We start from the raw sequence: 17,428 nt of genomic DNA on the forward strand, positions 1-17,428 counted from the left end.
CCCAGTATATTTACAAAGCCTACATCTGGCTGTTACATACCTGTTGCAATAAACAGGTGGCCGCATGGCATTTATCGAATATCCGCCGCTACGACCGACCAATATCTTTCGCTCGCTCGAAGCAAAAGTGCCGCGCAAATTTGCGCGCGATATGGCCAACCGGATGCGGTTTGGCACCCATGCCCCGCTTAGCGATGAACCCCTTTTTGTGCCTTTGGCAGATGTGCATGCCACCTATGTCCCAAACCCGGCACAAGGCGCCCCGAAATTTCGCCGCCAATACAGTGGCCATGTCGAGGGCGGCGATTGGGATCTGTCGATCACGCCGCTTGTGGACAGCGCCAAATACCTCGCTTGCCGGGCGCATTTCGTCGACGGCGTGGCGTGGCAGGACACGGGGTTGTTCGAACGACATCTGAAGATTATCGCCAAGAACGGCCAATCGGATGAATGCCGCACGCTTGACGATCTGAAGCGGCGGTATGACCGCATTGATGCGCTGTTTGAAACCGTGAAACGCGCCGGTCAATTGCGCCCGCGCAGCACCCTTCCAGACCGGTTCCGGCGCGAACATGGCGGAATTTTCGTTCATATCGACCGAAATGGCCGCGCAATCCGCAGCGGCGGCGGCGAACATCGGTTTGCCATTGCGCGCATCCTCAACCTGCCGGAAATTCCGGTCCAGCCCGGCGTGGTGCATCTCGACGCTGTGGCACGGGGCCATCTGCAACGGTTGCGTCAGTCGATCTTTGGCGATGCCTCGGGGACGTCGCGGGAAAACTAACCCCCCAGCACGCCGTGCCAGAGGGTGTTTCGCAGCCTAGGCCGCCCCGGTTGCCGATTGGCCGCGCCTATTTGGTGTCGAGCAAGGCCAATACATTCTGGGTGAAATCCGTGCCGCGCTGTTCGAAATTGTCATATTGATCAAAGCTTGCCGCGGCGGGGGCCAACAGGACCGTTTCCCCCTCTTGCGCGTCTTGCATTGCACGTGCGACGGCGGTGCTCATATCGGTACAGACCTCGGCCTCGACCCCCGGCATGCCCATGGCAAATCCGGCGGCCTCGCGTCCGATCACATAGGCCTTGACCACATTTCCCAATGCCGCGCCCAGCCCGTCAAGACCACCTTCTTTTTGCAGGCCGCCACAGATCCAGCGAATGCTTTTGAAAGCGGCCAATGCCTTGGCCGCGCTGTCGACATTGGTGGCCTTGCTGTCATTGACATAAACCACCCCGCCCGCTTCGGCGATGATCTGGCTGCGATGCGGCAGACCCTTGAAGCTGTGAAAGGCCTGTTCGATCACCCGTGGCGCAAGCCCCAGCGTGCGACATGCAGCATAGGCCGCGCAGGCGTTTTGGTGGTTATGTGCCCCCGGCAGGCCCTTGATCGTGCGCAGGTCGATCGACCCGGCCTGACGGCCTTTGCGAAACTCCGCAAGATAACCTTTGCGGGCGAAGACATTCCAACCTGATCCCGTCAATTTGCTGCCGGAAGAGACCCGGATCACCCGGTCGTCGCCCGGGCCTTCGGCCATCTGCCCGGCAAGGAATTTGCCCTCGGCCTCGTCGACGCCAATGATCGCGCGGTCCGGTCCGCCCTCGGCAAAGAGGCGTTTGGCCGCGAAATATCCGCCAAAGCCGCCGTGCCGGTCCAGATGATCGGGGCTGAGGTTGGTAAAGACCGCAACATCCGGCGTCAGCGCCCGCGCCAATTCGGTTTGATACGAGCTGAGTTCCAGCACCACAACGCCGCCATCCCCCGGCGGGTCAATATCCAGCACCCCCCGGCCAATATTGCAGGCCAGTTGCACGTCGCGCCCCGTGGTTTCCAGAATGTGATGGATCAAGGCCGATGTGGTGGATTTGCCGTTTGATCCGGTCACCGCCACCACGCGCGGCGCGGTGTCGTAGCTGTGCCAGCCATCATTGGCCAGCGAGCGGAAAAACAATCCAATGTCATTGTCGACCGGCACGCCGGCGTCAAGCGCGGCAGCGACAACCGGATTTGGGCTCGGGTAGAGATGCGGAATGCCGGGAGAGACGATCAGCGCAGCAATCGCGTCGAACGCCCCCTGTTTCGTCAGGTCGGCACAGGCAAAGCCCTCTGCCTCGGCGCGATCACGCGCGCCCGGATTGTCATCCCAACAGACCGGCACGGCCCCACCCGCCGCCAGCGCGCGTGCCGCCGCAAGACCAGAGCGCCCAAGCCCAAGCACCGCCACATTGTGATTTTCATACCCGGTCACTGGGATCATCTTCGCCACCCTTTTTGCGTTGATCCAGCGCTAGCGGATTGATCGCGAATAGGAAAGACCCCGCAACCGCTCAGTTGGCGGCGGCCCGATGCAATTGCACCTGTCGCGTGCCGCCGGCGCTGTTGGCCATATATCCCACCGCATCATCATTGCCGAAAAACATCAGCGCCCCCCAGCTGCGGCGGTCGCCCTTGCCGAATTGCCACCAATAGCGCAGCGGATCTGCGCAGCCGGTCAGCACCTCGACATCCTGTTGCGTCAATCCGCCGGGGGTCAGGGCCGCAACCGACATGTCGATCGGGGGCTCTGGCCAATCCATATTGCCCGCTTCAAGCGCGGCATTCAGCGGCACCAGCGGCACGGACATACCGCCACCGCCCATGCGCAATCCACCGGTCGCCGGATCAACCGCCAGATCGACAACCATTTGATTGGTGCCGGTGGTAAAGCCTGTGCCGGGTGCGGTCATCTGCCAGGGACCGGCCAGAAATTCGGCAAGCTCGGTTTCGGTGCCCGCGCCCAAACCCGCCTGACACAGGGAAATGATCACCGATTTGGGCTGCGCATCGGCCATCGCCGGGGCCAAGGTCAGAGGCAGGGCCATGGTCAGGGCAGACACGGCCGCCATCATACAGCTGCAAACAATAGTCTTCATGCCCAAACCCCTTTGCCGGAAATTACCGTACTTTCAATGTGGCCAGCCCGATGATCGCCAGGATCAGCGAAATGATCCAGAACCGGATCACGATGGTTGGCTCGGCCCAGCCCTTCTTCTCGTAATGGTGGTGGATCGGGGCCATCAGGAACACGCGTTTGCCGGTGCGTTTGAAATAGAGCACCTGAATGATGACCGACAGCGCCTCGACCACGAAAAGACCGCCGACGATGCCCAGCACGATCTCGTGTTTGGTGGCGACGGCAATCGCCCCCAGCGCGCCGCCCAGTGCAAGTGAACCGGTGTCGCCCATGAAGACCGCCGCAGGCGGCGCATTATACCACAGAAACCCGAGACCGCCGCCGAACAACCCGGCGGTGAAAATCAGGATCTCGCCCGTGCCCGGCACGTAATGCACATCAAGATATTCGGTGAAATCGACCCGCCCCACCGCATAGGCAATCACGCCCAGCGTGCCGCCGGCGATCATCACCGGCATGATGGCCAATCCATCCAACCCATCGGTCAAGTTGACCGCATTGGCCGCCCCGACAATGACAAACATCGCAAAGGGGATGAACAGCACCGACATGTTCAACAGCGTGTCTTTCAACACCGGCAGCGCCAGACGATATTGCAATTCTTCGGGGTGATAGAGCGTGGCCCAATAGGCGGCAATGCCCGCGATCAGGAACCCCAGCAACAGCCGCACGCGCCCCGGCACGCCCTTGGTGTTTTGTTTGGACACCTTGGCATAATCATCGGCAAATCCGATCAGACCAAAGGACAGCGTCACAAACAGAACCATCCAGACGTAAGGATTGTCGAGCCGCGCCCAGAGCAGGGTCGATGTCACCAAGGCCCCCACAATCAACAGCCCGCCCATGGTGGGGGTGCCTGCCTTGGCCAGATGACCCTCGGGGCCATCATCACGAATTGGCTGACCTTTGCCCTGACGGCGGCGCAAAACGTTGATCAACGGCGGACCAAACAAAAAGCCAAAGATGAGCGCCGTCATAAAGGCCCCGCCCGCCCGGAAGGTGATGTAGCGGAAAAGATTAAAGAAATCTCCGCCATCTGACAGGCCTGTCAACCAATAGAGCATGTTCGCCCCTTTTCTACCACTTATTGTGGGCTGCTGTGGCCCATTTTGCGAATTTCGTCAACCAGCGCCGACAGGCCGACAAAGTTTGATCCTTTGACCAAGACGACATCGCCATCCTGAAACGCCCCCGCCAGATCCAGATCCAACCCGCCGATGGTGTCGCACCATGCGCCGCGTTTTTCCTGTGGCAAGGCAGACCAGAGATGTCTGCAAAGTGGGCCGATGCAATGCACGAGGTCGATGTCATCCATCTGATTGGCAAGCGCGGCGTGAAGCGTCGGGGCGGCCTCGCCCAGCTCGCCCATATCGCCAAGCCAGGCGATGCGCCGACCGCCACGGTCGGGGGATGTTGCCGACAGCACCGCCAGCGACGCCGCCATCGAGGCCGGGTTGGCATTATAACTGTCGTCGATCAATTCAATGGTCCTGGCATCGTCCAGCGAAACCTTTTGCCGCTCGCCCCTGCCCTGCACCGGATGCCATTCGCCCAGCGCGGCCATGGCCACCGCCCGATCCAGCCCCAGCACATCACAGACCGCCAGCACCCCAAGACCGTTCATCGCAAAATGTCGCCCGGTGGCGGCAATCTGATAGGTCATTTCACTATAGGCATCACGTGCCGTCGCCAGTGTCGTGCCATCGGTCAGTTGAACCTGCAAAAGCTGATGATCGGCCTCGGGGACGCCGCCAAACCCAACATATTGCGCGCCGGCGCGTTCCGCCGCTTCGCGCAGAATGGCGGCGGTCTCGACCTCGGCGTTAAAGACGGCGACGCCACGGTTTTCCAACCCGGCAAGGATCGCGGCCTTTTCCGCGGCGATGCCAGCGATGTCACCAAAGGCCGCAAGATGGGCCGGGGCGACAATGGTGATCATTGCCACATGTGGCCGTGCCATGCGCGACAGCGGTGCAATTTCGCCGGGATGGTTCATGCCGATTTCGATCACGGCAAATTCGGTATCGGCGGGCATGCGCGCCAAGGTCAGCGGCACGCCCCAATGGTTGTTGTAACTGGCCACCGACGCATGGGTGCGGCCAAAGGCCGACAGGACCTTACGCAACATTTCCTTGGTCGAGGTCTTGCCGACCGAGCCGGTGACCGCAACAACGCGGGCGTCGGTGCGCGCACGTGCGGCACGGCCCAGCGCCTCTAACCCGGTCAACACGTCATCGACAATCAGCAACGGCGCATCCGCGGCCACGCCTTCGGGGATATGGGTGACCATGGCCGCCGCTGCGCCCTTGGCCAAGGCCTGCGCCACAAATTCATGGCCGTCCCGCGCCGCTTTCAGCGCCACAAACAGATCACCGGTTTGCAGGGTGCGGGTGTCGATGGACACGCCTGTCGCCTGCCAGGGGCCAATGGCCTGTCCACCCGTCGCCCGCGCCGCATCCTGTGCGTGCCAAAGCGTCATGGTTGCACCCCGTCCAGCGCCGCGACCGCCACGCTGGCCTGCTCGACATCGTCAAACGGATAGACCGTATCTCCGACCACCTGGCCGCTTTCATGGCCCTTGCCACATATCAAAAGCGCGTCGCCCGCGCCCAGCATATCCACCCCGCGCAAGATCGCCTCGGCGCGGTCGCCCACCTCTGTTGCCTCGGGTCCGGCGCCCTGCAGGACGGCGGCACGAATGTCGCCGGGGTCTTCGCTGCGGGGATTGTCATCGGTCACAATCACCAGATCCGCCGCATCGCGCGCCGCTTCGCCCATCAGCGGGCGTTTGCCGGTGTCGCGATCGCCGCCGGCCCCCACAATGGCGATCAAGCGGCCCATCACATGCGGGCGCAAAGCCGTCAGCGCGGTTTTCACTGCATCCGGCGTATGGGCGTAATCGACAAAAACCGCCGCACCATTGCCGCGCGTCGCCGCCAGTTGCATCCGGCCGCGCACGTTTTCAAGATCATTGAAGGTGTCGAACACCTGTGTGGCCTCGGCCCCTGCCGCAATCACCAGCGCCGCAGCCATCAGAACGTTGTCAGCCTGAAATCCGCCGATCAGATTCAACCGCGCCTGATGGGGTTGGCCCTGCCATTCAAACCGCAGATCCTGACCGGTGGTGTCAAACCGTTGCGCCACCAGACGCAGATCGCATTCCGGGCCATGCCCCACCCGCAGAACCTGTTGCCCGCGCACGGTGACCACCGGCTCCAGCTGCGCAATCACATCGTCATCCATGTTCAGAACCGCAACGCCGTCTTCGGGCAGAACGCGGGTAAACAGACCGGATTTGGCCGCCAGATAGGCGTCAAAGGTCTTGTGATAGTCCAGATGATCCTGGGTAAAGTTGGTGAAACCCGCCGCCCGCAAATGCACCCCGTCCAACCGCCGTTGGTCAAGCCCATGGGAAGAGGCCTCCATCGCGGCATGGGTGATGCCGTTTTCGGCGGCCGCCGCCAGCGCCCGGTGCAAAGTCACCGGTTCCGGTGTTGTATGGGCCAGAGGGGCCTGCCAACTGCCTTCAACCCCGGTGGTGCCAAGGTTGACTGCGGGCAGGTCCAGAAGATTCCAGATCTGGCGACAGAAGGTCGACACCGAGGTTTTGCCGTTTGTGCCGGTCACCGCCACCATGTGGCGCGGCTGTACACCAAACCAAAGCGCCGATGTGAATGCCAGCACCTGACGCGGATCCTGGGCGACGATCAACGCCGCATGCGACGCATCCAGAACATCGGCTGCAATGCGCGCGCCCTTGGCATCGGTCAGGATCGCCGACGCGCCCATGCGCAGGGCATATTGAATGAACTCGCCGCCATGGACCTGACTGCCCGGCAGAGCGGCAAACAGAAAACCGGGCTTCACCTCGCGGCTGTCTACCGTGATGCCGGTAATCTCGGCTTCGGCCCCGCCGCGAGCATTCAGGCCAAGATCGGCCAAGGTTTTGGATGTCATGCGTCCCCCGGTACTGGCCCGATCATGGACCGGTCATGCGCCTTTCAATGGTTGATCAAACTTATACCAGCGAGTTCCGCGGGTTCAATCGTTGGCCGCAATCCAAGCAGCGGCGCAAGCCGTTCAATCATTTCGGCGGCCACCGGAACCGCCGTCCAGCCAGCGGTACGGCGCAATTGGCCCGCCGCATGAATTTCCGGCTCATCCAGGGTGACGATCAGCACATATTTCGGCTTGTCGATCGGAAAGATCGAGGCAAAGGTCGCAATCACCTTGTCATCGTAATAGCCGCCCTTGGGCTTTGGCTTGTCGGCGGTGCCGGTCTTGCCGCCCACGGCATAGCCTTTGACATCGCCAAAGCTGGCGGTGCCATCCGGGTGGCTGACCACCAAACGCAACATCGCCCGCGACGCCGCCGAGGCGCTGGCCGACATCACCCGCTCCCCATAATTCGCCCCGTTTTGGCGCAGCAGGGTTGGGGTGATCTTGTAGCCGCCATTGGCCACCGTCGCATAGGCCGAGGCCAGATGCAGCGGCGAGGCCGACAGCCCGTGACCGTAGGAAATCGTCATGGTCGACAGTTCTGACCAATGCGGCGGCAGCAACGGGCGCGCGGCCTTGGCCTCTTGCAGCTCGATATCCTTGACGTCAAAGAAGCCAAGCTTTTGCAGGAATTCCTTTTGCCGCGGCACACCGATCATCTGGGCCAGACGGGCGGTCCCGATGTTCGATGATTTCACAATGACCTTGGTGACCGACAATTCCTTGCCGTAATTGTGGAAATCGCGAATGCGGTGTTTGCCCCACTTCAGCGGGCCGCGAATATCGACCGGGGTCGACGGATTGACCAGGCCGATGTCCATTGCCTGAGCAGCGGCAAAGATCTTGAAGGTCGAGCCAAGCTCATACACCCCCTGCACCGCGCGGTTGAACAGCGGGCTGATCGAGGGGTCGTCGCCAAGCGCAGGCAAAGGTCGGTCGTTGGGGTCAAAATCCGGCAGACTGGCCAGCGCCAGAACCTCGCCGCTGTGCACATCCATCAGGATCGTCGCCGCACCTTTGGCATTCATGATCTTCATGCCGCCATAAAGCACCTTTTCCGCCGCCGCCTGCAGCGTCAGATCAAGCGACAATTCCAGCGGCGCGCCCTCACGCGCGGGGTCGCGCAGCAGGTCGTCATGGAACTTCTCGATACCGGCGGTGCCGATGACCTCGGCCGAATGCACGCCTTCGCGGCCAAATCCATAACCGCCCAGCACATGCGACGCCAACGCGCCATTGGGATAAAGCCGCATCTCGCGCGGTCCGAACAACAGACCCGGCTCGCCGATATCATGCACCGCCTGCTTCTGTTCCGGGCTGAGCTTCTTGCGAATCCACATGAATTTGCGGTCCGAGGTGAACCGCTTGGTCAGATCCTCAACATCCAGATCAGGAAAGATCTTGCCCAGTTCCGCCGCCGCCCGCACCGGATCAACCATCTGTTGCGGATGGGCATAAAGCGAATGGGTCTCCATGTTGGTGGCCAGAAGCCGCCCCTTGCGATCCACGATATCCGCCCGTTGCGCCACGATGCTGGCCCCATTGCTGGCACCGCGTGGTTCCGCCGGTTCAGACGCCGCAAGCAGCCCCATCCGCGCGCCAATCACCAAAAAGGCGCAGAAATACATGATCCCCATCAGCAGCAGGCGCTGTTCGGCGCGCACCCGCAAACGGTCGCGCATATCCTCGTGCCGCAACCGGATGTTTTCCCGTTCGATGGCGTCGGGATTTTCACCTTTTTGGCGGGCCTCCAGAATACGGGCCAGCGGGCGCAGCGGCGTGCGGATCATGGCTCTTGCTCCTCACCTTGTGATGACACAGCCACCGGATTGGTGATCGGCTCCATATTATCAAAGTCCGGCATCGGGAAAGTCACCTGGTCGATATTGGCAAAATGATGGGGGCGCAGCGGCAAAAGCCCAAGACGGTCAAAGTTCAGCTCTGCCAGATCGCGCAGCCGGTCTGGCCGGTTCAAATAGGCCCATTCCGCCCGCAACACCGAAAGCCGCGACCGCGCCGTGCCAATGTCACGCTGCAATTGTGCCGATTTTTCAATTGCTTCCTGAGTTCGGTAATTTTCATGATAGGCCCAGAACGCCAAACCGATCACCGCCAAAGATGTCAGGATATACAAGAACGACCGCATTACCTTTTCCCCTTCAGCTGCGGCATGGCAATTGCGCTGGGATCGACCGCCCCCGCGGGCATATCCGTGCGCCGCGCCACCCGAAGCCGCGATGACCGCGACCTTGGGTTTTCCTCCAGCTCCTGATCATCCGGGCCCACGGCCTTGCGTGTGAGAATATCGAATTGGGCGGGCACCACGGCGGTTTGCGGCGCATAGCGATTGGTATTGCCGGAATGGCCGGCACGGGCGGTAAAGAACCGTTTGACCATGCGGTCCTCGATCGAATGAAAGGTCACAACCGCCAGAAGACCACCGGGTTTCAACACCCGTTCGGCGGCCATAAGCCCCTGAAACAATTCCTTGTATTCGTCGTTGACCGCGATGCGCAGCGCCTGAAAGCTGCGGGTTGCGGGGTGGCTTTGGCCGGGTTTCGACCGTGGCAGGGACCGTTCGATCACCCCGGCCAATTGCAACGTGGTTTCAAACGGGGTGTCCGCCCGCACCCGTGCAATATTCTTGGCAATGCGCCGCGAGGCACGCTCTTCCCCATAGGTGAACAGGATTGCGGCCAATTCTTCTTCGCTCAGATTGTTGACCAGATCGGCGGCGCTGACGCCCTGTTGGCTCATCCGCATGTCCAACGGCCCGTCCCGCATGAAGGAAAATCCGCGTTCGGCGCGGTCCAGCTGCATCGAAGACACACCCAGATCAAGCACCACGCCGTCCACCTGATCGGCGACTTCGTCCATTGCCGAGAACACGGTTTTTTCCGGGCGCACGCGCGCGCCATAGTCCCCGAGCCAATCTGCCGCCATTTCGAAGGCCAGCGGATCGCGGTCAATTGCGACCACCTTATCCGCCCCGGCCTCTAATAATGCGCGGGTATAGCCGCCGGCCCCGAATGTGCCGTCGATCCAGGTGCCCGTGACCGGCGACACCGCCTTGATCAATGGGCGGATAAGGACGGGAACATGCGGCGCGGCGTCGGGTTTATGTGGGGCTGCGGCCATTTTTCAAACGCCTCCGACCGGTCCATCAAGGAATGACATGGGATCGAAGTCTTCCGGCAGTTCTTCCAGCCATGCTTCGGTCTTGGCCAGTTCTTCATTTTCATAGGTCTCGGGGTTCCAGATCTGGAACGTATCGCCGGCCGCAATGAAGAAGGCCTCTTTCTCAAGATTGATTCTGTTGCGCAGTTTCGCAGGCAGGACCAGTCGGCCGGTCTCGTCCACATTGGTGGGGAAGGATTGCCCGTGGAACATATGCTGCAACATTTTCCGTTCCATGGATGCACGCGGCAGAGCGTCGATTTTCTTGTCGACCTCTTCGATGGCTTCCATGGTGTAACATTCAAGGCAGTTGAGCTTCTTGTTGCCGTAGACAATCACAAGCTCCGGGTTTTCTCCGACTTTCCAGTTGGGATCAGCGGCCTCGATCACACGGCGAAAGCCGGCCGGGATCGACACCCTGCCCTTTGCATCCACCTTGTGATGGCTTTCGCCTCTGAACCTGCGGCTCACTGTCCTTGCCGTCCTTTGCCTCGCGCCCCGTGTTTTCCCCAATTTGAAATGGAAAACGGCGGGTTGATCTGCTGCCACTGATCAACCCGCCGCCCATGTCCCGCTTGGCGGGAAGTCCAGCTGCGCGCGCCACCTGGGGGGATGTCTGCTCGCCCGCGCGCCGGATTCTGTTCACGATGAAAGACGGTGCCTGTATGAAACCATTTTTATTGTTTTTGAGTATTCGGTGCGGGGTCTTTGTTGCCCCTTGTTCCGTCCCTCATCGTGATACTAGGGATGCCATGGGAAATCATGGAAATCAACTGCTCTTTATGGGAAATCTCCCCTACAGTTTGTTCACAGGGGCTGTGGAAAACTAAATATTGCGGCGAAATCGCGGTCTAGCGTGGAATTTCTAGCGAAAGAGATCCCGGCCCAACACTATATGTGGTAAGGCACTGGAACGCGCCCAACGGCCCATGATTTCCCAAAAAAATTGCAACGAGACGCCCAAAATAGCGGCGCGGCCCGGTTTCAGCCCGCAGAATCACGCGAGAGTGGTCAAATTTGATTCGTCTTGAGGGGCAATTGGCGGTCGAAAACCGCATTTCCCAAGATCGTCCCACGAATTCCCGTATTTCCCATCCATTCCCGTTGTCCTGCCCGGCATTGCCCCCGTTTGCCCCTGCTGGCCCATTCAAAAGCCTTCGATCCTGTAGACCCGGGGCCACAACGCGCGGATTTGACGCCGGATGGGTCAAAATGGCCGCTTGTCACAATGCATTTGCGTGACTAGACGAAAGCACGCTTTGGTTCGGGCCTCGCAAGAGGTCCGTGAAAAGGGAACGCGGTGCAAACCCGCGACTGCCCCCGCAACTGTGAGCGGCGAGCAAACCCGGAAATTGCCACTGTGGCCCCCTTTTGGGCTGCGGGAAGGCCCGGGGATGTGACGACCCGCGAAGTCAGGAGACCTGCCAGGCGATCACCCTATCCGGGCGCGGGGCGTGCGATGGATAACGGCAACCCCGTTGCGGTGATTTCACTGAGACGGGGGGTGACCTCCGGTTTGATTAACAATCGGCCCTTTGCACTCACGGGGCCAATCGGAGGGACAGACATGACCCGAACACAACTTCTGACAACCGCGGCCCTGCCCGCATTGTTGTCCGCACCGGCCTTTGCACAGGACGATCCCTATGATCTGGGCGTCCTGATCCTGTCCGCCGGATACGAGGCCGTGGCCGAAGACGAAACCGGCGTTGCCGTGGATGTCATCACAGAAGAAGAGCTGGAGGCCACCGGCGAGACCCGAGCCATTGATTTCCTGGCCCGCCAACCCGGCGTCACCCTGCGCACCACCGGCCCATTGGGCACCACAGCCGGTGTATTCATTCGCGGCGTGAACCAGAACAATATCGCGGTGCGCGTCGATGGCATCGACGTCTCTGACCCGTCCGGCCCACAGGTGGCTTATGATTTTGGCGGCTTGATGACCTCTGACATCTCGCGGATTGAAATCCTGCGCGGTTCGCAATCGGCGCTTTATGGATCCGAAGCCCTGGGCGGGGTGATCAATATCACCACCAAACGCGCCACCCGCGACGGGCTGAGCGTTCAGATGGCGGCGGAATATGGCGCCTATGAAAGCCTGCGGTCGTCGGTCACCTTTGCCAACAAGGGCGAAGGCCACGAAAGCGCGCTGACCCTGTCCTATGCCAACAGCGACGGATTTTCCGCCGCCGACGAAAACGATGGCAACGACGAGGCCGACGGTTTCAACGCCAAGCGCCTGAGCTTTGCCGGCAGCTATGATCTGGGCAGCCCCGACACGGTCCTGCATCTGTCGGCGTTCAGCGAAGAATCGACCTATGATTACGATGAAACCTCCGGCGGTGTGCCATTGGATGGCAGTTCGGATGAGGTCACCGAGAAACAACAGGACGGCCTGCGCATCGCGCTGGATTTCGTCACCGGTGGCTTTGATCACACGGTCTCGGCCTCTTATTTCCGTATTGATCGCACCCTGACCGGCTCCGCTGCCAGCTTTGGCGGCGTGTCCGATGATCAATTCGACTATACCGGCACGCGGATGGAATACCGCTATCAGGGCGGCGTTGATCTGACCGACACCACCCGTTTGGTGTTCGGCGCCGACCACACGGTCGAGGAATTCGACACCTCCCTGACGCTCGATCACTCGATCTTTGGGCTTTATACCGATGGGCAAAGCCATGACACGTCGGTCACCGGTCTCTTTGCCGAGGTGACAGCCGCGCCCAGCACGGATTGGAACCTGTCGGCGGCGCTGCGTTATGACGAACATTCCGAATTTGGCGGCTTCACCACCGGGCGGCTGTCGGCGGTCTATCGCCCGACAGAGGATCTGATCTTCCGGGCCAATGCCGCAACCGGGTTCCGCGCCCCGTCGGGGTATGAGCTTTATGATGGCTTTGCCGGCAATTCGGATCTTGATCCCGAAACATCCAAGAGTTTCGACCTTGGTGTCGAGAAACGCTTTGGCGACCGGGGCTACATCCGTGCCACGGCCTTTCATATCGAGGCAGAGGACATCATCGACTATTCCTTTACCGCTGGCACCTATGTGCAGGCCTCTGGAACCTCGACCCGGCAGGGCATCGAATTGGCTGGCGGCACAGAGCTGTGGCAGGGCGTGCGGCTTGACGGCTCTTACACCTGGACCGACAGCTTTGCCGATGCCGATCTGGATAGCTCGAGCTGGTCCGCCGCAGTTCCCGGCCATCAGGCCGCTGCCACTGTGACCGCAGATTTCGGCAGCCAGACCAGCCTGGCCGTCACCGGTCTTTGGGCTGGGGATCGCGCAGAGGGGCTTGACCCCTATGGCGTGTTGAATTCGACCCTGACATACAAGGTGATGGACAACGCGGAAATCTACCTGAGGATCGAAAACGTCTTTGACGAGGAATACCAAACCGCACCGGGCTATGGCACATCGGACCGCGCGGCGTATTTTGGAATCCGTGCGTCTTTGTAAGGCACTGACCCTGTCCGCCGCGCTGATGTTTGGCGCGGCGGCAGCGGTGGGTGCGGCGGCGGGGGACGCCCCGCAAAAGGTTGTGTCGATCAACCTGTGCACCGATCAACTTGCCATGCTGCTGGCCGCCCCCGGCCAATTGCACGCGGTGTCGTTTCTGGCACGGGACAGCCGCAGTTCGGCCATGGCCGAAGACGCGATGCAATACCCGATCACCCATGGCCGGGCCGAAGAAATCTATCTGATGCAACCAGATCTGGTCCTTGCAGGCCGCTATACCGCCCGTGCGACGGTGGACATCCTGCAAAACCTGGGGATTGCGGTTGTGACGTTCGACATCGCCAACAACATGATGGATGTGCGCACCAATCTGATCCAGATGGGCGCGGTTCTGGGCCAATCGGAAAAGGCCCAGGAAATGCTGCGCGATTTTGACAGGCAACTGGCGGCTTTTCAGGCCGAGGTCACACGCCGCCCGCGTGCCGCCCTTTATTATTCCAACGGCTTCACGTCGGGGCGGGGTTCGCTGGCGCATCACATCCTGACCGCCGCCGGGTTTGACAATATCGCCATCGAAGCAGGCTATGAAAACGGCGGCGCGATGCCGTTGGAGATCCTGGCATTGACCGGACCAGAGGCCATCATCACCGGGCAACCCTACCCCGGTGCCAGCCGGGCCGAGGCGATCATGGATCATCCGGTGGTGCATTCCCTGCGCCGCGCGTCCAAGGGCGCCAGTCTGACCAACAGCGATTGGGTCTGTGGTACGCCGCATGTGCTGCGCGCAATCGAAGGTCTGTTGCCCCTGCGCCGCGAATTGGAAACCCGGCCATGACCCGCCTCATGCTTCTGCTGACCCTGGGGGTGCTGGCGCTGTTTTCGGCGTCGATGCTGATCGGCCCGGCCCCGGTCGGGGTGGGCGACAGCCTGCGGGCGTTGTTCACCGATACGGGCGAACCGATGACGCTGGTGATGCGGGAAATCCGCCTGCCGCGCGCGGTGCTGGCCGTGATCACCGGCGCATCGCTGGGCATGAGCGGCGCCGCCATGCAGGGCTATCTGCGCAACCCATTGGCCGAGCCGGGGTTGATCGGGGTGTCATCCTCGGCGGCTTTGGGGGCGGTGATTGCCCTGCAAACCGGTGCGGCGGCGGCCTTTACCCTGGCATTGCCGCTTGCCGCGCTTGGCACGGCCTTGATCGGTGTGATGCTGGTGATGGTGCTGGCGGGGCCGCGCGGGGCGTCGTTGACGCTGATCCTGGCGGGGATTGCGATTTCAGCGCTGGCCGGTGCGCTTCTGTCGCTGGTGCTGAACTTGTCGCCCAACCCCTTTGCCACATCGGAAATCGTATTCTGGATGATGGGATCGCTGGCGGATCGGTCGATGGTACATGTCTGGCTGGCGCTGCCATTGTCGCTGTTTGGCTGGATCTTGCTCGGGTCCTTGGGCCGGGGGCTTGATGCGCTGACCCTGGGCGAAGACGCGGCTGGCGCGCTTGGCATACGCCTGCCCCGCCTGCGGCTGACATTGGTGGTTGGCACGGCCTGTGTGGTCGGCGCGGCCACGGCGGTGGCCGGGGCCATAGGTTTTGTCGGGTTGGTCGTGCCGCATATCCTGCGGCCATTTGTCGGCGCCCGGCCCTCGCGGTTGGTCTTTGCCTCGGGTCTTGGCGGGGCGGCACTGGTCCTGGCGGCGGATATTGCCGTGCGCTTGATCCTGCCGGATCGGGATCTGAAGCTGGGGGTTGTGATGGCGCTGATCGGTGCGCCGCTTTTCCTGCATTTGATTTACAAGACCCGCAAGGAATTCGCATGATGCCGCTTTTGGAGGTTTCCGGTCTGACGGTCCTGCGCGGCGACCACCCGGTTGTCAGCAACCTGTCCTTTGCCATCGGTCCCGGCGAATGTGTCGGGCTGATCGGTCCGAATGGCGCGGGCAAGACCACGCTTCTGCGGGCTGCGCTTGGCCTTTTGCCACATCAGGGCCGCAGCAACATTTCCGATCTGGCGATCGGTACGCGGGCGCGCCATGCCGCCTGGATGCCCCAAACGCGCGAGATTGCCTGGCCGATTGATGTCGAAGCGGTGATTGCCCTTGGGCGCACGCCCTGGTTGCCGCGCGGCGGCAGTTTGCGTCCCGACGACCGTGCCGCTGTCGAACGTGCGCTGTCACATATGGACCTTGCCCCCTATCGCCGTCGCGCCGCCAATCAGCTGTCCGGGGGCGAGCAGGCACGCGTGTTGATTGCCCGCGCATTGGCCCAGGAAACGCCGCTGTTGATGGCCGATGAACCCATCGCCGGGCTGGATCCGGCGGCACAGATTGCCACGATGCAGGTGTTTGGCCAAATCGCGGCCGAAGGCAAGGCGGTGGTCGTCTCTTTGCACGATCTGGGTCTTGCAGCGCGCCACTGCACCCGCATCCTTATGCTGGACCACGGCCAATTGGTCGCCGATGGCCCGCCCGCCGAGGTGCTGACCCCGGCCCGTCTGGCCGAGGTCTTTGCCCTGCGGGCGTATTACCAGACCGGCCCGGATGGCCCGATCTTTCAACCGCTGGAATATCTGCGCTGACAGCCGCGGCTCACGCCGCCATGTTCAAATCAAGCCGCCCTTGATCAACCCGGCCGCAAGCTGTGCATAGGCCTCGGCCATCGGGCCATCACCCGCCGCCACCGGCGTGCCGCCATCGCCCGCCAAACGGGTGTCGAGATCAATCGGCAACTGCGCCAGAAGCGGCACCCCCATTTGCTGCGCCTCGGTCGCGACGCCGCCATGGCCAAAGATATGCGCCTCATGCCCACAGTTCGGGCAGTGAAAGGTCGACATGTTTTCGATCAGGCCCAGGATCGGGGTCTTCAACGTTCCAAACATATCTATCGCCTTGCGCGCATCCAGCAGCGCCACGTCCTGGGGTGTGGACACAACAATGGCACCGGACAGATCGGATTTCTGACACAGGGTCAGTTGCACATCCCCCGTCCCCGGCGGCAGGTCGACCAACAGCACATCCAATTCGCCCCAAGCCACCTGCCCCAACATCTGTTGCAACGCCCCCATCAACATCGGCCCGCGCCACACCACAGCCTTGTTCGGGTCCATCATCAACCCGATCGACATCATGGTCACCCCATGTGCCACCAGCGGTTCGATGGTCTTGCCATCCGGGCTGGCGGGTCGTTTGCTCACCCCCATCATCCGCGGCTGGCTGGGGCCATAGATATCCGCATCCAACAGGCCGACGCGTTTACCGGCCCGGGTCAGCGCCACGGCAAGGTTCGATGACACGGTGGATTTGCCCACCCCGCCCTTGCCCGAGCCGATGGCGATGATGCGCTTCACCCCCGCCGGTTTCATCGGCCCGGCCTGTGGTTTTGGGTGGCCGCCGATCTTGAGATTGGGCGCGGGTTTGGCCGACGCTGCGGCAGGGCCATGCGCTGTCAGCATAGCTTGTACTTTTTGCACGCCGGGCACGGTGGCCACCGCCCGCTCTGCCGCCTGGCGCAATGGTTCCATCTGGCGGGCGATTTCCGGTGACGGCGCTTCGATCACAAAAGACGCCAAACCGTCCTGAAACCGCAAAGCACGAATCAAATCGCGCGAAATCAGGTCGCCCCCGTCCGGCAGGGCAAGCTCTGCCAGTTTTTCTTGAATAAGTTTCTCTGTCATTTCTCTGCCCATTTCCTTGGCGTCGCTGCACCATAGCAACGCATCCCAAACCGTTACCGCAACCATTTCGCGAATTTTTGCGACCTTGGTCGCATTCACACTTCCTTAACACCCGTTAACTCATGCAATTTCTGCATAGCAGCATTGTCCAACCGTGTATTGTGCAGCCG

The 17,428-nt window shown here is 61.4% G+C and carries 15 protein-coding genes and 1 riboswitch; of the genes, 5 read left to right on the plus strand and 10 right to left on the minus strand.

The window, feature by feature from the left end:
* The first annotated feature begins 64 nt into the window (after nt 1–64).
* Complete coding sequence (locus tag AC0L4F_RS09235) at nt 65–784, plus strand: hypothetical protein (RefSeq protein WP_244687622.1); 720 nt, start codon at nt 65–67, stop codon at nt 782–784.
* Between the two features lie 67 nt (nt 785–851).
* Here AC0L4F_RS09235 and murD read toward each other — a convergent pair whose 3' ends face one another.
* The 9 genes from murD to mraZ all read right to left on the minus strand — a co-directional run bounded on the left by murD (nt 852) and on the right by mraZ (nt 10,598).
* Nucleotides 852–2,255, minus strand: a complete 1,404-nt coding sequence (gene murD / locus AC0L4F_RS09240) for a UDP-N-acetylmuramoyl-L-alanine--D-glutamate ligase (protein ID WP_244687624.1) — start codon at nt 2,253–2,255, stop codon at nt 852–854.
* A 70-nt stretch (nt 2,256–2,325) separates the two neighbouring features.
* Nucleotides 2,326–2,910: a hypothetical protein gene (locus tag AC0L4F_RS09245; protein ID WP_244687627.1), complete on the minus strand. Its 585-nt coding sequence runs from the start codon at nt 2,908–2,910 to the stop codon at nt 2,326–2,328.
* A 22-nt stretch (nt 2,911–2,932) separates the two neighbouring features.
* A complete protein-coding gene (mraY, locus tag AC0L4F_RS09250) occupies nt 2,933–4,015 on the minus strand; it encodes a phospho-N-acetylmuramoyl-pentapeptide-transferase (RefSeq protein ID WP_244687629.1) in 1,083 nt (360 codons plus the stop codon).
* A gap of 20 nt (nt 4,016–4,035) precedes the next feature.
* Nucleotides 4,036–5,430 carry a UDP-N-acetylmuramoyl-tripeptide--D-alanyl-D-alanine ligase gene (locus tag AC0L4F_RS09255; RefSeq protein ID WP_244687631.1) on the minus strand — a complete coding sequence of 465 codons (1,395 nt, stop codon included), beginning with the start codon at nt 5,428–5,430 and terminating at the stop codon, nt 4,036–4,038.
* Nucleotides 5,427–6,908 (minus strand): UDP-N-acetylmuramoyl-L-alanyl-D-glutamate--2,6-diaminopimelate ligase, encoded by a 1,482-nt coding sequence (locus AC0L4F_RS09260; RefSeq protein ID WP_244687633.1) that lies wholly within the window; start codon nt 6,906–6,908, stop codon nt 5,427–5,429. The genes AC0L4F_RS09255 and AC0L4F_RS09260 overlap by 4 nt, the downstream gene beginning before the upstream one ends.
* Nucleotides 6,909–6,952: 44 nt before the next feature.
* The gene (locus tag AC0L4F_RS09265) at nt 6,953–8,740 is read right to left on the minus strand and encodes a peptidoglycan D,D-transpeptidase FtsI family protein (protein WP_244687635.1); all 1,788 of its coding nucleotides are present in this window, start codon (nt 8,738–8,740) and stop codon (nt 6,953–6,955) included.
* On the minus strand, nt 8,737–9,096 hold the full coding sequence (gene ftsL / locus AC0L4F_RS09270) for a cell division protein FtsL (RefSeq protein ID WP_244687638.1): 360 nt from the start codon (nt 9,094–9,096) through the stop codon (nt 8,737–8,739). Before ftsL ends, AC0L4F_RS09265 begins: the two co-directional genes overlap by 4 nt.
* The gene (gene rsmH, locus AC0L4F_RS09275; RefSeq protein WP_244687640.1) at nt 9,096–10,088 is read right to left on the minus strand and encodes a 16S rRNA (cytosine(1402)-N(4))-methyltransferase RsmH; all 993 of its coding nucleotides are present in this window, start codon (nt 10,086–10,088) and stop codon (nt 9,096–9,098) included. Before rsmH ends, ftsL begins: the two co-directional genes overlap by 1 nt.
* Before the next feature lie 3 nt (nt 10,089–10,091).
* On the minus strand, nt 10,092–10,598 hold the full coding sequence (mraZ, locus tag AC0L4F_RS09280; RefSeq protein ID WP_244687643.1) for a division/cell wall cluster transcriptional repressor MraZ: 507 nt from the start codon (nt 10,596–10,598) through the stop codon (nt 10,092–10,094).
* 771 nt (nt 10,599–11,369) lie between these two features.
* Nucleotides 11,370–11,570: riboswitch (cobalamin riboswitch) on the plus strand.
* Between the two features lie 124 nt (nt 11,571–11,694).
* Here mraZ and AC0L4F_RS09285 point away from each other — a divergent pair.
* The 4 genes from AC0L4F_RS09285 to AC0L4F_RS09300 are packed head-to-tail and all read left to right on the plus strand — an operon-like array spanning nt 11,695 to nt 16,163.
* Nucleotides 11,695–13,590, plus strand: a complete 1,896-nt coding sequence (locus AC0L4F_RS09285) for a TonB-dependent receptor plug domain-containing protein (RefSeq protein ID WP_244687645.1) — start codon at nt 11,695–11,697, stop codon at nt 13,588–13,590.
* Entirely contained in the window at nt 13,577–14,425 is an 849-nt protein-coding gene (locus AC0L4F_RS09290; protein ID WP_244687647.1) for an ABC transporter substrate-binding protein, read from the plus strand. Before AC0L4F_RS09285 ends, AC0L4F_RS09290 begins: the two co-directional genes overlap by 14 nt.
* The gene (locus tag AC0L4F_RS09295; RefSeq protein ID WP_244687649.1) at nt 14,422–15,405 is read left to right on the plus strand and encodes a FecCD family ABC transporter permease; all 984 of its coding nucleotides are present in this window, start codon (nt 14,422–14,424) and stop codon (nt 15,403–15,405) included. The genes AC0L4F_RS09290 and AC0L4F_RS09295 overlap by 4 nt, the downstream gene beginning before the upstream one ends.
* Complete coding sequence (locus AC0L4F_RS09300) at nt 15,405–16,163, plus strand: ABC transporter ATP-binding protein (RefSeq protein WP_244687699.1); 759 nt, start codon at nt 15,405–15,407, stop codon at nt 16,161–16,163. Before AC0L4F_RS09295 ends, AC0L4F_RS09300 begins: the two co-directional genes overlap by 1 nt.
* A gap of 24 nt (nt 16,164–16,187) precedes the next feature.
* Here AC0L4F_RS09300 and AC0L4F_RS09305 read toward each other — a convergent pair whose 3' ends face one another.
* Complete coding sequence (locus AC0L4F_RS09305) at nt 16,188–17,258, minus strand: Mrp/NBP35 family ATP-binding protein (protein WP_244687651.1); 1,071 nt, start codon at nt 17,256–17,258, stop codon at nt 16,188–16,190.
* Between the last annotated feature and the right edge of the window lie 170 nt (nt 17,259–17,428).

This window comes from Marinovum sp. J2-8 (assembly GCF_055808435.1).